General features: G+C 69.2%; 12 protein-coding genes and 4 pseudogenes. 12 read left to right on the top strand and 4 right to left on the bottom strand.

Features of this window, described 5'->3' with window-relative positions; translation table 11 throughout:
• Positions 1-3: 3 nt before the first annotated feature.
• From AAF143_RS14845 to AAF143_RS14870, 6 genes and pseudogenes are all read left to right on the top strand, one after another.
• A pseudogene (locus tag AAF143_RS14845) lies at positions 4-958 on the top strand (permease).
• A gap of 120 nt (positions 959-1,078) precedes the next feature.
• Positions 1,079-1,645 carry a TIGR03943 family putative permease subunit gene (locus AAF143_RS14850; protein ID WP_414027286.1) on the top strand — a complete coding sequence of 189 codons (567 nt, stop codon included), beginning with the start codon at positions 1,079-1,081 and terminating at the stop codon, positions 1,643-1,645.
• The gene (locus AAF143_RS14855) at positions 1,642-2,136 is read left to right on the top strand and encodes a hypothetical protein (RefSeq protein ID WP_414027287.1); all 495 of its coding nucleotides are present in this window, start codon (positions 1,642-1,644) and stop codon (positions 2,134-2,136) included. Before AAF143_RS14850 ends, AAF143_RS14855 begins: the two co-directional genes overlap by 4 nt.
• Positions 2,124-2,279 (top strand): hypothetical protein, encoded by a 156-nt coding sequence (locus AAF143_RS14860; RefSeq protein WP_414027288.1) that lies wholly within the window; start codon positions 2,124-2,126, stop codon positions 2,277-2,279. The genes AAF143_RS14855 and AAF143_RS14860 overlap by 13 nt, the downstream gene beginning before the upstream one ends.
• Positions 2,264-2,455, top strand: a complete 192-nt coding sequence (locus AAF143_RS14865; protein ID WP_414027289.1) for a hypothetical protein — start codon at positions 2,264-2,266, stop codon at positions 2,453-2,455. The genes AAF143_RS14860 and AAF143_RS14865 overlap by 16 nt, the downstream gene beginning before the upstream one ends.
• Positions 2,456-2,491: 36 nt before the next feature.
• Positions 2,492-2,962, top strand: a complete 471-nt coding sequence (locus tag AAF143_RS14870) for a hypothetical protein (protein WP_414027290.1) — start codon at positions 2,492-2,494, stop codon at positions 2,960-2,962.
• 6 nt (positions 2,963-2,968) lie between these two features.
• On the opposite strand, the gene AAF143_RS14875 is transcribed toward AAF143_RS14870, so the two are convergent.
• The 3 genes from AAF143_RS14875 to AAF143_RS14885 are packed head-to-tail and all read right to left on the bottom strand — an operon-like array spanning position 2,969 to position 5,613.
• Positions 2,969-3,805, bottom strand: coding sequence for a metal ABC transporter permease (locus AAF143_RS14875; RefSeq protein ID WP_255006772.1), 837 nt, complete (start codon positions 3,803-3,805; stop codon positions 2,969-2,971).
• The gene (locus AAF143_RS14880; RefSeq protein WP_255006774.1) at positions 3,802-4,584 is read right to left on the bottom strand and encodes a metal ABC transporter ATP-binding protein; all 783 of its coding nucleotides are present in this window, start codon (positions 4,582-4,584) and stop codon (positions 3,802-3,804) included. Before AAF143_RS14880 ends, AAF143_RS14875 begins: the two co-directional genes overlap by 4 nt.
• A gap of 30 nt (positions 4,585-4,614) precedes the next feature.
• Complete coding sequence (locus AAF143_RS14885) at positions 4,615-5,613, bottom strand: metal ABC transporter solute-binding protein, Zn/Mn family (protein WP_255006785.1); 999 nt, start codon at positions 5,611-5,613, stop codon at positions 4,615-4,617.
• Between the two features lie 124 nt (positions 5,614-5,737).
• On the opposite strand from AAF143_RS14885, the gene AAF143_RS14890 reads away from it, so the two are divergent.
• Together AAF143_RS14890 and AAF143_RS14895 are read left to right on the top strand one after the other, a co-directional pair.
• Entirely contained in the window at positions 5,738-6,217 is a 480-nt protein-coding gene (locus AAF143_RS14890; protein ID WP_414027291.1) for a Fur family transcriptional regulator, read from the top strand.
• A 79-nt stretch (positions 6,218-6,296) separates the two neighbouring features.
• Positions 6,297-7,915, top strand: a pseudogene (locus AAF143_RS14895) (iron uptake porin).
• A gap of 36 nt (positions 7,916-7,951) precedes the next feature.
• Here the strand turns inward: AAF143_RS14895 and AAF143_RS14900 are convergent.
• Entirely contained in the window at positions 7,952-8,194 is a 243-nt protein-coding gene (locus AAF143_RS14900) for a hypothetical protein (protein WP_255006796.1), read from the bottom strand.
• An 84-nt stretch (positions 8,195-8,278) separates the two neighbouring features.
• Here AAF143_RS14900 and AAF143_RS14905 point away from each other — a divergent pair.
• The 4 genes and pseudogenes from AAF143_RS14905 to AAF143_RS14920 form a co-directional block, all read left to right on the top strand.
• Positions 8,279-9,408 (top strand): annotated as a pseudogene (locus AAF143_RS14905) (CobW family GTP-binding protein).
• 77 nt (positions 9,409-9,485) lie between these two features.
• Entirely contained in the window at positions 9,486-9,641 is a 156-nt protein-coding gene (locus AAF143_RS14910) for a hypothetical protein (protein WP_255006799.1), read from the top strand.
• Positions 9,642-9,779: 138 nt separating this feature from the next.
• Positions 9,780-10,856 (top strand): extracellular solute-binding protein, encoded by a 1,077-nt coding sequence (locus AAF143_RS14915; RefSeq protein WP_409995606.1) that lies wholly within the window; start codon positions 9,780-9,782, stop codon positions 10,854-10,856.
• A 146-nt stretch (positions 10,857-11,002) separates the two neighbouring features.
• Positions 11,003-12,437 (top strand): annotated as a pseudogene (locus AAF143_RS14920) (ABC transporter permease); the annotation flags it as partial.
• Between the last annotated feature and the right edge of the window lie 462 nt (positions 12,438-12,899).

Genomic DNA, 12,899 nt, shown 5'->3' on the forward strand with positions numbered 1-12,899 from the left:
CCCGTGGAGCGGCTGGCGACGGCCTGGGCGGTGTTTCAGGGGCTGGTGATCGAGGCGATGCCGTTTCTGTTGATCGGGGTGACGATCGCCTCGATCGCCCGCTGGCTCAGCCCCGGTGGGGCCTGGCTCCAGCGCCTGCCCTCCCACCCCTTGGGGGGCCCACTCACCGGCGCCGCCCTGGGTTTCGCCCTGCCCGCCTGCGAATGCGGCAACGTGCCCGTGGCCCGGCGGCTTCTGGCGGGGGTGCACCCCTGGCCACGGCCCTGGGCTTCCTGTTCGCCGCCCCGGTGCTCAACCCGATCGTGCTGGCCAGCACCTGGGCCGCCTTTCCCGATCGCCCCTGGCTGCTGCTGGCCCGTCCCGCCGGGGCCCTGGTGATTTCCCTCGTGTTGGCCAGCCTGCTGCGGCTGCTGCCGGAGGCAGAACTGCTCACCCCTGCCCTGCTGGAGGAACGCCGGCTCAGCCAGCCCCTGGGGGCCGTCGGGCTGCTGGAGCGCCGCGGCGGGATGGTGGGGGCCCCGCCGGCGGCCGCCACTCCGGCCGTGGTGCCGCGGGCGCCGCTGGGGGAAACCCTGGGCCATGGGGTGCGGGAGTTTCTCAACCTGGCGGTGCTGCTGGCGCTCGGCAGCGCCATCGCCGCCATGGTGCAGACCCTGCTGCCCCGCAGCTGGTTACTGGCCCTGGGCAGCGCCCCCACCCTCTCGATCCTGGCGCTGATGCTGCTGGCGGTGGTGGTGTCGGTGTGCAGCAGCGTCGATGCCTTCCTGGCCCTGGGCTTCGCCGCCCAGGTCACCCCCGGGGCGCTGCTGGCCTTCCTGATCCTGGGCCCCGTGGTGGACCTCAAATCCATCGGCCTGTTCGGGGTGCTGCTGCGCCCCGGGCGATCGCCCTCACCACCGCAGGGGCCACCGTGGCGACCCTGCTGATCGGCCAATGGGTGAACCTGTGGAAACTCTGAACGCGCTGCTGCGGCCCTGGCCCTGGGCTTCTGGGGCCTGGTGCTGGTGCAGAGCGGCCTTAGCGGCCGACTGGATCTGCTGGTGCGCGCCGTCTTCCACCCCTGATCATCGGCAGCGGCGTGGTGCTTCTCGCCCTGGCGGCCCTCGATGGGGTGCGCATGGGGCGTCAGCGGCCTGCGCCCCGGCGGAACCGCACCAGCCGCAGGGAACGCGCAGCCCTGCTGCTGGGCTTCGCCCTGGCCCTGGCGATGCTGCTGGTCCCTCCGGTGCCCTCCTTTGCCGATCTGGCGGCCAACCGACCCGGCGGCCAACTGGAGGTGCAGGAACTCAGCTTCGTGTTGCCGCCCGCCCAACGCAGCCTCACCGACTGGGTGCGGCTGCTGCGCAGCCAGCCCGACCCGGCTCTCTACGCCGGCGACCCGGTGCGCATCAGCGGCTTCGTGCTGCCGGTCCCCGGCGAAGCGCCCGAGCTGGCCCGGCTGTTGGTGCGCTGCTGCCTCGCCGATGCCACGCCCTTTGGTCTGCCCGTGCGCTGGCCCGCCGGCCAACCGCTCCCCCAGGCCGACCAGTGGCTGGCGATCGAGGGGGTGATGGCTCTCGACACGACATCCAATCCACCCCGCAGTCTGGTGATCCCAGGCCGCATCACGCCGATCCAGCGCCCCCGCAGGCCCTTCGAACCATGACGCCCTGGGCACTGGCACTGACCACAGGACTGGCGCTGGCCGTCCTGCAGCAACAGCTGCTGCTGCGGCATCCACCCCGGCTGCTGGGAATCGAGGCGGCCGACACCAGCTCCGGGCCCGGGACCCTCGATCTGCGTTTCAGCCGCCCAATGGACCAGGCCAGCGTGGCGGCCGCCAGCCGTCTGACACCGACCTCGGAGCACCAATGGCTGGGGGACGGCAACCGGCAGCGGCTGTTGCTGGCCCCGGGCGTACGGGTGGAACGGCCCCTTCAGGTTGCGGTGGGCGGCCGCGACCAGCGGGGCCTGGCCCTGGCGCCACGGACCTGGCTCTGGGATCCACGCCCCCGGATCGTGGCGGTGGTGAGCGTGGCGAACGGCGAGCAGCTGCAGCTTCGTGACCACGACGGCCGCTGGCGCGCCATGGGCCCGATCTGGCCATCGATTCCGATCCTGGAACCCCTGGGGGACGGATCGGGGTGGCCCTGGTGAGCGCCGATGGGCAAGGACGCCAACGGGTTTGGCGGGTGGACCTGCGCCAGCGCAACCTGGCCCCCGCAGCACCGGCCTGGCCGCGCCACGGATCGCTCCCCCGACTGGGCTCAGCGACGAACCGTTGGTGTTCGCCTACCTGAGCTCCAACCGGCGCGGGGATCTTCTGGTGCAGGAATCCCGTGAGGCTTCCGGCCAGGGCCACACCGAACTCCACCGGCGCGACGGCAGCACGGTGAGCCTTGATCTCAGGGCCAGTGGCCCGGTGCTGTTGGTGCCCCAGGGGGCGCGATGGTGGTGCCGGAGGTGGAGGGGCTGAGTCTGATGGGGATGGCGGGGCCGGCGGGGGCGCCAGATGCTGCCCGGCAGCCGCGATCTGAGCAGTTTCTGCCCGGTGGGGGCCGCGCCCTGCTGGTGCAGCATCGACCCGACTTCCACCCGCGCCCTGGAGATCGTCGAACCGGGCCAGGCGCCCCGCACCCTCTGGGTCGGTCCCCAGGCCCTGGTGGCCAGCGCCTGCGAGCGCAACGGCTCCCGCGTCTGGGCGCTGACGATCGAAGGCCTGGGCCAGCCGCGGCTGACCCTGCTGGCCCTGGACCGCACCGGCAAGCGTCTGGGGCAGCGGGAGCTGACGGGCTGGGAGCTGGAGCCCGGCACGGGTCTGGAGTTGGATCCCAGCCGCAACCAACTGCTGCTCACCCTGAGGCCGATGGCGGTGGGCGGCCGCCGCACCCAGGCCATGCCAGCCCTGGTCGACGCCACCAGCCTGGAGTTGCGCCTGCTAGATCGGCCGGTGCGCCAGGCCCGCTGGCTGGTGCCGGGCTGAGCAGGTTCAGGCCCTGGCGACGGACATGCGCAGGGAGGAGACCCCCAGGGCCACCAGAAATCCCAGCAGTTGAACAATCACCACGCAGGGACCTGAGGGCAGATCGAAGCTGCCCGAGAGCAGCAGGCCGAGCACCGCGCAGACGGCGCCCAGCCCGGAGGCCAGCAGCACATAGCCGTTGAAGTGACGGCTCACCAGCCGCGAAGCGCAGGCGGGAATGACCACGAAGGCACTGATCAGCAGCACCCCCACCGCCTTGATCGAGATCGCCACCACCACCGCCAGCAGCACGATGAACAACAGCCGGTGCAGGGGCACCGCCACCCCACGGGAAAGGGCCAGGGGCTCATCGAGGGTGAGCAGGATCTGATCGCGGCGGGTGAGCGCCAGATAGCCCAGGGCCACGGCGAGCAGCCCTGAGATCAGCCCCACATCCAGCCAGGAGACCCCGAGGATGTCGCCGAACAGCAGCTGGTGGATGCCGCCCCTGTAGCTGCGCACGAAGCTCAGGGCCACCACTGCCAGGGCCAGCGATGAGGAATAGACGATGTTCAGCAGTGCATCGGTGGGCAGGGGGCTGCGCGCCACCAGGTGGTTCACCACCAGGGCGAAGACCACCGCGAACGGAATCAGCACCAGGGTGGGGTTCAGCCCCAGCAGGATGCCCAGGGTGATGCCGAGCAGGGCGGAGTGGCCCAGGGCGTCACTGAAGAAGGAGAGCTGGCGCAGGACCGCGAAGCTGCCCAGCAGGCCGCCGAGGGCGCCGGTCAGAAGACCGCCCAGCAGGGCCCGCTGCATGAACGGCAGTTGCAGCAGATCGCTGAGCAAGGGCCCCTCCGTCATGGGCTGGAAGCGTGCTGGTGCTGGTGGTGGTAGGGCACGTAACCGCGCCCGTAGACCCCCTCCAGCTGGGCCGGGCTGAGGGCATGGTCGGGGTGGCCAGCACAGCGCAGGTTGCGGTTGAGGCAAAGCACCCCATCGCAGGTGCGGCGCACCATGTCGAGGTCATGGGAAACCTGCAGGATCGTCCAGCCCTCGGTGCGGCGCAGCTGGAAGAGCAAATCGTGGAACTGCTCGGCGGCCTGGGCATCCAGCCCCGACTGGGCCTCATCGAGCACCAACAGGCGCCGGGGGCGCACCACGCAGAAGGCGAGCAGCACACGCTTGGTCTGGCCGCCGGAGAGCTCGCTGATCAGCCGATCAGCCAGATCCAGGCAGCTTGTTTTGCGCAGGGCCGCGGTCACCGCCTGCCGCCGCCGCTCGCTGCCGCTCCAGGGCAGCCGCGGGCCGGCAGGGTCCCAGCCCAGAGCCACGAATTCGGCCACCGTGAGCGGGCAGCGGTTGCGCACCGCGAAGCTCTGGGGCAGGTAGGCCACCTGGGCGCGCACGGAGGCCGGCAGCTGGCCCTGGCGGCCCATGGGCCGGCCCAGCACGCGGATCTCGCCCTCCTGGCGGGGAATGATCCCGAGCAGGGCCTGCACCAGGGTGCTCTTGCCGGCACCGTTGGGCCCCACCAGGGCCGTGTCGGTTTCCGGCGCCAGCTCGAAGCTCACGTTCTCGACGGCGCGGACGCCCTCGCGCCGCACCGACAGATTCCTGACTTCGAGAACCATTTCCAGCATCCCTTCAGCCTACCGGCGGGAACGGCGCCCTCAGCCTCCGAGGGCCTTGACCAGATTCGCGGCGTTGCCGCGCAGGGTTCTGGCGTAGGTGCCCGGTGCCGCCGCCGAATCGGGGCCCGTCTCGAGCGAATCGAACGCAATCACCTTCACCCCAAGATCGTTCGCCAGCGCCTGGAAGGATCCGCTGCCCTCCTGGGGCTCGCTGAGCAGGGCCTTGAGCTGGGTAGCCTGGGCCAGGCGCGCCACCCGCCTGAGGTCGGCCGGGGTGGGGTTCTCCTCGGGCACATTGACCACGAAGCTGGCCTTCAGCCCATAACGCTCAGCGAAGTAGGGAGCGAAGTCGTGGAAGGCCACGAAGGTCTTGCCGGCATAGGGCTTGAGCTGGGCCGCCAGGTCGGTGTTCAGACGCTCCAGCTCGGCCGTGAAGCGGGCCGCGTTCGTGGTGAAGGTGGCCTTGCAGGCGGGCCTGGCGGCGATCAGGCCATCGCGGATGCTGGTCACCTGCTGCGCAGCCCGCAGGGGATCCAGCCAGATGTGGGGGTTGATCTCGCCGTGGTCATGGCCTTTGGCCTCGATCTGGTCCGCACCATGGTGATGGCCGCCGCCCGCCCCAGGGAGGCTCAGCGTGCTGATGCCCTGGCTGGTGTCGATCACCCGCAGGCGCGGGTTTTCAGCGCCGGCGATGAGCTTGTCGAGGAAACCCTCGAGGCCCAGTCCGTTCTTGACGAGCACATCGGCCTGGCGAAGGCGGGCCAGATCGGTGGGCGTGGCCTGGAAATCATGGGGGCCCACTTTGGTGGGGATCAGGGCGTTCACGGTGGCACAGTCGCCCGCCACAGCCCGGGTGAATTCGGTGATCGGCAGGAAGGTGGTGACCACGGCCAGGGGCTTCTCTGTTTTTGAGGCGGTGGCCTTGGGCTGACATCCCGCCAGCAGGCTGGCCGTCGCCAGCAGCCCCGCGATGAACCGGGCGCGAGCACGGATCCAGGCCTGGGGCGGCGCTTGCGGTGTGCGGCTCAGGTGGGGCATGACGGCCTGACGTTTCGGCAGTGCGCCCAACCGGAAGCCAGCGCTGTTTGAGAACGATACTCAGTCCAGCCTGAGCCTCACGCTCCTGGGCCGCCGGTCTCACCTCGCTCCATAGGATTCCCCCATGGAGGCCTCCCGTCCCGCCACCCTCAACGGCAAGCAGCAGCACCTGCTGGAGCAACTGCGCCTGGCCAGCAGCGAGCTCTCCGGGCAGGACCTCCACGCCCAACTGCGCAGCACTCCGCAGTCCATGGGCCTGGCCACGGTCTACCGGCACCTGCGCCAGCTGCAGCAACAGGGCCTCGTGCGCTGCCGCCACCTGCCCAGCGGCGAGGCCCTGTTCGCCCCCACCGAACGCGACGAGCACCATCTCACCTGCGTCGACTGCGGCCGCACCGTGCCCTTGCCCGCCTGCCCGATGCACGGCGACGATCTCAGCCCCCAGCAGCTGGACGGCTTCCAACTGCTGTTCCACACCCTGGAGTTTTTGGGCTCTGCCCGCTCTGCCAGGAACGCCAGCCGGGCTGAGGCTGCGAGAACGATTCTCAATCCATGGGCTAGGTTGGCCGTGGCCATCGCCCGAGTGCCCGATGGCACCCCGTGAGGTGCTGGTTGAGCGCGCAACAGCTGCCAACGCCCTCACACTCGCTTCAGCTCACACCGCCGCGCCGCCGCCTGCATTCATGACGCTTCCCAGCTGCTCGCGCTCGCCCCTGCTGCCCGCGGCCCCATGGGGCCTGCTCGGCGCCCTGGCCCCCTTGGCCTTCGGGGCGGCCCCCTTGGCCCTCGGCGCAAACCAGGCCCAGGCCGCCGAGCTGAACCTCAGCGACCTCAAGCGCTATGGCGGCCCCATCGAAGCGCGGGAGCAAGTCACCAGCCTCACTCAATTCTCCGACGTTCAGCCCACCTCCTGGGCCTATCAGGCGCTCTCGAACCTGGTCGAGCGCTACGGCTGCGTCGCCGGCTACCCCAACGGCAGCTTCAAGGGCGCCCAGGCCCTGACCCGCTGGGAAGCCGCCGCCCTGCTCCATGCCTGCCTCGATCGGATCACTGAAGTGACCGACGAGCTCAAGAAGCTCATGGCTGAATTCCAGAAGGAGCTCGCCGTGCTGCGCGGCCGCGTCGATGGCCTCGAAGCCAAGGTTGGTGAGCTGGAGGCCACCCAGTTCTCCACCACCACCAAGCTCTCAGGCCTGGCCACCTTTGTGGTGGGGGCCAATGCCTTCGGCGGCAGCGATAGCGCTGCTGTGGATGCCGCCCGCGCCGAGGTGGGGGCGACCACCCTCACCTACGACCTGCAGCTGAGCTTCGACACCAGCTTCAGCGGTAAAGACCTGCTGCGCACGATCCTGCGGGCGGGCAATTTCGCGGCCTCCGCCTTCGGTGGCGCCGGCCCCACCGGCATCCTCTCCAGCCTGGAGGTGGCCTTCGAGGAGGACGCCGGCCCCGATGTGCTGGGGATCGACAAGCTCTATTACCAGTTCCCGATCGGCCGCTCCTTCACCGCCACCGCCGGCGGCCGGGTGGGGCAGGAGGACATGCTGGCCCTCTGGCCGAGCGTGTACCCGAGCGACACGATCCTGAACGTGCTGACCCTCAACGGCGCACCGGCGGCCTACAACAAGAACCTCGGTCCCGGCGCCGGCCTCTGGTGGCAGAACGGCGGCGTCAGCGTCAGCGCCAGCTACGTAGCCGACAACGGTGCCATTGGCGATCCCTCGCTGGGGGCATCGGCAGCCGAGCCTCCGCCGGCACCGGCACGGTGCAGCTGGGCTACGCCCAACCGCAGTGGGCCCTGGCCGCCATCTACTCCTACGTGCAGTCGGGGGTGGAGGTGCCGGGGACCACGCCACTCACCGCCACCGCCTTCGCCGACCCCGCCAGCCGCACCCTTGCCTTCGGCCTGGGCGGCTATTGGCAGCCCAAACAGAGCGGTTGGTTTCCCTCGATCAGTGCCGGCTGGGGGGTGAACAGCACCTCCTACGACACCCGCCCAATCGATGGGGCGCCGAGCACCAGCCAGTCGTGGCTGGTGGGCCTGAACTGGAGCGATGCCTTCGCCAAGGGCAACGCCGCCGGGGTGGCGGTGGGTCAACCGGTGTTCGCCACGGCGCTCACGGGCGGCGACAGCCCGGCCGATGGCAACTACGTCTGGGAGGCCTGGTACAAGGTTCAGGTGAGCGACGCGATCTCGATCACGCCGGCCCTCTTTTACCTGAGCCGGCCCCTGGGCCAGACCACCGCCCCCGGGGCGAGCTTCCACCAGCTGGGCGGGCTGATCAAGACCAGCTTCAACTTCTGAGCCCCACCGGCGCCCCCTGGGCTGATCGCTCAGGGCTCAGTCCCAATCAAAGGTCACCAGGCGCTGGCCGGGCAGCAGTTGTTCGCTCTCGGCCCGCAGCTCCCGCAGCAGCTCGACGCTGATGTCCGGGTGCTGGCGGATCTCCTTCACCAGACGCTGCACGTCGTCGGAGGTGAGGCCGACGCTGGCGACCCGCTCCTGCAGGCGGGCGCGGAACTGCTCGAGCAGGGCCAGCTGCTCGGGCCCCAGGGGCTTGGCACCTGGATGGTCGATCTCCATGGCACTCGGTGACGGTTGGTCGGACCCTAACCCGAGTCCTCCGTGGCACCCAGGCGCCAGACTGGCGCCAACGATCCGGTCTCGATGAGCACCAGCACCGCCCCCCAGAGCAGCGCTCTCCCTTTTTCAGGCGAGAAGCCACTCCCCGGCCCCCTGCCGGTGACGATCCTCACGGGTTTTCTGGGGGCCGGCAAGACCACCCTGCTCAACCACATCCTCAGCAACCAGGAGGGGGTCAGAACCGCCGTGCTCGTCAACGAGTTCGGTGAGATCGGCATCGACAACGAGTTGATCATCGCCACGGGCGAAGACACGGTGGAGCTGAGCAACGGCTGCATCTGCTGCACCATCAACGGTGAACTGCTGGGCGCCGTCGAGCGGATCCTGCAGCGCCCCGATCCGGTGGACTACCTGGTGGTGGAGACCACCGGCCTGGCGGACCCCCTGCCAGTGGCGATGACCTTCCTGGGCAGCGACCTGCGGGATTCCACCCGCCTGGATTCGATCATCACTCTGATCGACGCCGAGAACGTCGACGACACGCTGCTGGAGGGCGAGGTGGGCCGGGCCCAGGTGGTCTACGGCGACATCCTGATGCTCAACAAATGCGACCTGGTGAGCGAGGAGCGGCTGGCGGAGCTGGAGGCCAAGCTGCGCGCCATCAAGACCGATGCCCGCATCCTGCGCTCGGTGAAGGGGAGGTGCCCCTGCCACTGCTGCTGAGCGTGGGGCTGTTCGAATCGGATCGGGTGGTGGCCGAGCAGCAGGCGCCCGCCACAGCTCACGATCACGCTGATCACGACCACGGGCACGGCCACGATCACAGCCACGGGCACGGCCACGGGCACAGCCACGGCCATGACCATGACCACAGCCATGGCAGCCCAGCTACCGCCGATCACCTGGCGATCGCGGGCTACACCTCCCTGTCGTTCAGCTCCGAAGGCCCCTTCGCCCTGCGCAAGTTCCAGAACTTCCTCGACAACCAGCTGCCCGGATCGGTCTTCCGCGCCAAAGGGGTGCTCTGGTTCAACGAGAGCGAGCGGCGCCATGTGTTCCACCTGGCCGGCAAGCGTTTCTCGATCGATGACTCCGACTGGCCGGGTGAGCGCAAGAACCAGCTGGTGCTGATCGGCCAAGACCTCGACCACGCCAAACTGCGCCAGCAGCTCCAGGCCTGCGTGGCCAAAGATGCGGGCAAAGGATTCGGCTGAGGGGCCCCGAACAGCCACGCACGACACAACAGAGCCTGTCGATCTGGTTAGTGTTGGGCCACTGCGCGCCGGGGTCCATGGCTGAACTGCTGCTCTTCACCGGTGTGATCGCCCTGTTCGTGCTGGCGTTCTGGCTCACCATCGACTCCGACGACGACAACGGCGGTGGTGGCCTGATGCAACCGGCGCTGGTGCCGATTCCCGTGCGGATCAGCCGCAACAGCCGCGGCTGATCCGCTGGGGCGAACCTACGGCCACCTCCTCTTACGAGGTAACAATTGCTACGCGCTTTTGAAGCATCGCTGCGACCACTCGATCGGTCGCGTTTTTAGCTTCAAGGCCGTGATCGGGCCCTTCGGCCCCCTGCCTGAATGCTCCCTCCGCTGACTCCGCTGCGACCTGACTCCAGCGCTCGCAATCGGCTTCTGATCAGTCTTGCCCTGGTGGGAGCAGCCCTCGCCGGTGGCTTAGCAGTTCAGGCTCAGCAAGCGAGCGGCGGCGCCCCAGCCGCCGAGATCGGCGTCTACTCCGGCCGCCACTACAACACCGACAAAGAGCTCTACCGCCAGTTCACCGCACGCACCGGCATCAAGGTCAATCTGCTGGAGGCCAAGGATGACGCCCTGATCGAGCGCCTCAGGAGCGAGGGCAAGAACAGCCCCGCCGACGTGCTCGTGCTCGTGGATGCCGCCCGCCTGGAGAAGGCCACCTCCCTGGGGCTGTTCCAGAGCGCCCGCTCCGCCGCCCTGCTCAAAGACGTGCCCCTCAACCTGCGCGATTCCAAGGGCCGCTGGTATGGGCTCACCCGCCGGGTGCGCCTGGTGGTGGTCAACCCCAAGCAAGTGAAACCCGGAGCCATCCGCACCTACGCCGATCTGGCCAGCCCCGCCCTCAAGGGCAAGCTCTGCCTGCGCGATCGCAGGAGCGTCTACAACCAGTCGTTGGTGGCCGATCAACTGATCCAGCGCGGTGAGGCCGCCACCCGGCAGTGGATCAAGGCTCTGACGGCCAACGTCAGCCAGCCCTTCTTCAGCTCCGACACACCCCTGGCCCGGGCCGTGGCCAGCGGGGAGTGCGGCGTGGGAGTGGTGAACTCCTATTACGTCGCCCGGATGCTCACCGGCCAGGGTGGCGCCAGCGACCAGGCCCTGGCCCGCAACCTCAAGGTGGTCTTCCCCACCCCCGCCCACGTCAACATCAGCGGCGCCGGCGTCACCCGCCACGCCCGCAACCCCCAGGGGGCGATCCGGCTGATCGAATTCCTGGCCTCCCCCAGCGGCGGCAAGGGCTACGCCGAAGCCAACAACGAATACCCGCTCAAGGGCTATGGCAACAACGCCACCTTGAAGAGCTTTGGCCCCTTCAAGGCCGATGCCGTCACCGTGGAGCAGATGGGGGCGAAGAACCGCGCCGCCGTCGAGCTGATGGAGGCGGGGGGCTGGAAGTAGGGCTCCTAAACTGAGCTTTACCTCAGTGTCCATGGCAGCCGCTGGCAAGGCTCTAGCAGGGGTCGAACCCAGCCGGGAGAGGCCCAGCCGGGGTGCTGGCCGGGGGCGTTCTGTTGATCTGCGGCCTGGCCCTGGCCCCGATCGCGATGCTGATCGGCTTCACCGCCCTGGGCTCCGGGCCCGCCGCCCTGGCCCTGGGGGCCGATGGCCGCGAGCAGCTGCTCAACACCGTGGCCCTGGTGGCGGCCGTTGGTGCCCTGGGCGCCCTGCTCGGCACCGCCAATGGCTGGCTCACCGCCTGCTGCCGGTTTCCCGGGCGCCGCTGGCTGCGGATCGCCCAACTGCTGCCGCTGGCCACCCCCGGTTACCTGCTGGCCGCCACCTTGATCGACCTGGGCAGCCAATGGCAGCTGCGCGTCCACGGGCTGGGTTGGACCGTGCTGGTGCTGACCCTGACCACCTACAGCTACGTGTTTCTGCTGGCAACCGAGAGCTTTTCGGCGAGCGGCCAGCGCCAACTGGAGGCCTGCCGCAGCCTCGGGGTGGGCCCCTGGGGCAGCTTCGCCCGGGTGGCCCTGCCGATGGCGCTGCCCTCGATCGGGGCGGGGATCGCCCTGGCCGGCATGGAGGTGGTGAATGAGCTGGGGGCCGTGGAACTGCTGGGGGTGCCGACCCTCTCGAGCGGCATCCTGCAGCGCTGGCAGGGGGAAGAGGATCCGCGTGGCGCCGTGGGCCTGGCCCTGTTTGCCCTGGTGATTGTCAGCCTGCTGGTGGGGGCTGAACGCCAGCTGCGCGGCCGCAGCCGCCGCTGGGCCCTGGCCCACGGGGGCGATGCCCCCCAGCGCTGGCCCCTGGGGGTTGGCGCACCCTGGCGGCCCAGACCCTGACCCTGCTGCCCCCGCTGGCCACCCTGGGGCTCCCCTGCTCTGGGCCGCCCTGAGCTGGGACCAACTCCAGGGGGAATCGGCCGCTGAGCTGCTGGGGCTGAGCCTGCGCAGCCTGGGGCTGGCCCTGGCGGCCGCGGGGATCACCGTGGGCAGCGCGCTGCTGCTGTCGATCGCCCGCCGCTGGCTGCCCTCGCCGCTGCTGCAGCGGCTCAGCTTTGCCGCCGGCATGGGCTATGCGGTGCCGGGCACCGTGCTGGCCCTGGCTCTGATGCTGATCGGCGGGCCGCTGGCCCTGAGCCCCCTGCTGCTGCTGCTCTGGGGCTATGGCGACCGCTTTCTGGCGGTGGCCAAGGGCGGGCTCGATGCGGCCCTCGAGCGCCTTCCTCCCAGCGTCGATGAAGCCGCCACCGGCCTGGGCTGCAGCTGGCCCCAGGTGTTGGCCCGGGTGCACCTGCCGCTGTTGAAGGAGCCCCTGCTGGTGGCGGGCCTGCTGGTGTTCGTCGACACGGTCAAGGAGCTGCCGCTCACCTTCGCCCTGCGCCCCTTCGACTTCGACACCCTGGCGGTGCGGGTGTTCCAGTACGCCAGTGATGAGCGTGTGGGGGCGGCGCTGCTGCCGGCGCTGCTGATCCTGCTGCTGGGGCTGGCGGCCTCGCTGGCGCTGGTGCCCAGCCTGGAATCAGGCCGCCGCCAGGGGGCTGAGACCACCAGTTCCGGGGCCAACCGCAGGCCGCTCTCACCCGCGGGGGCCGACCTGCTGGCTCCCCCTTCTGAAGGCGGAAGCGTTCATGATCAACCACTCAACGCCCGGGAGGCTGTTATGAAGCAGGGTTCATTGAACGTCCACTCAGCTCTTCTTGCTGGGGTTCATTCCCGATCGATGAGTGCATCCGGCTGATGTTGTCAGCCATGGCCATCAAGCCGGCTCGGATCGACTGAATATCATGACCCCGCATCAGTTTGAGAGTCAGGGTCCGCAACAGGGCAAGTACCTGGATCAATACGCCGTCGCGCTTCAGAATTCCGTTTCTGATCAGCGATCTGAACAAGCGCCCACCGCCGGAGTGGGGCTTGTATATATTTGAAACGATGGCCTCCAACTTATTGCATTTGCTGTCAAGTTATCCTATCGATCCAGTAGAGAATGGGCCCCGCT

Source organism: Cyanobium sp. ATX-6F1, assembly GCF_047395825.1.
In the GTDB taxonomy this organism is placed as follows: Bacteria; Cyanobacteriota; Cyanobacteriia; order PCC-6307; family Cyanobiaceae; genus ATX-6F1.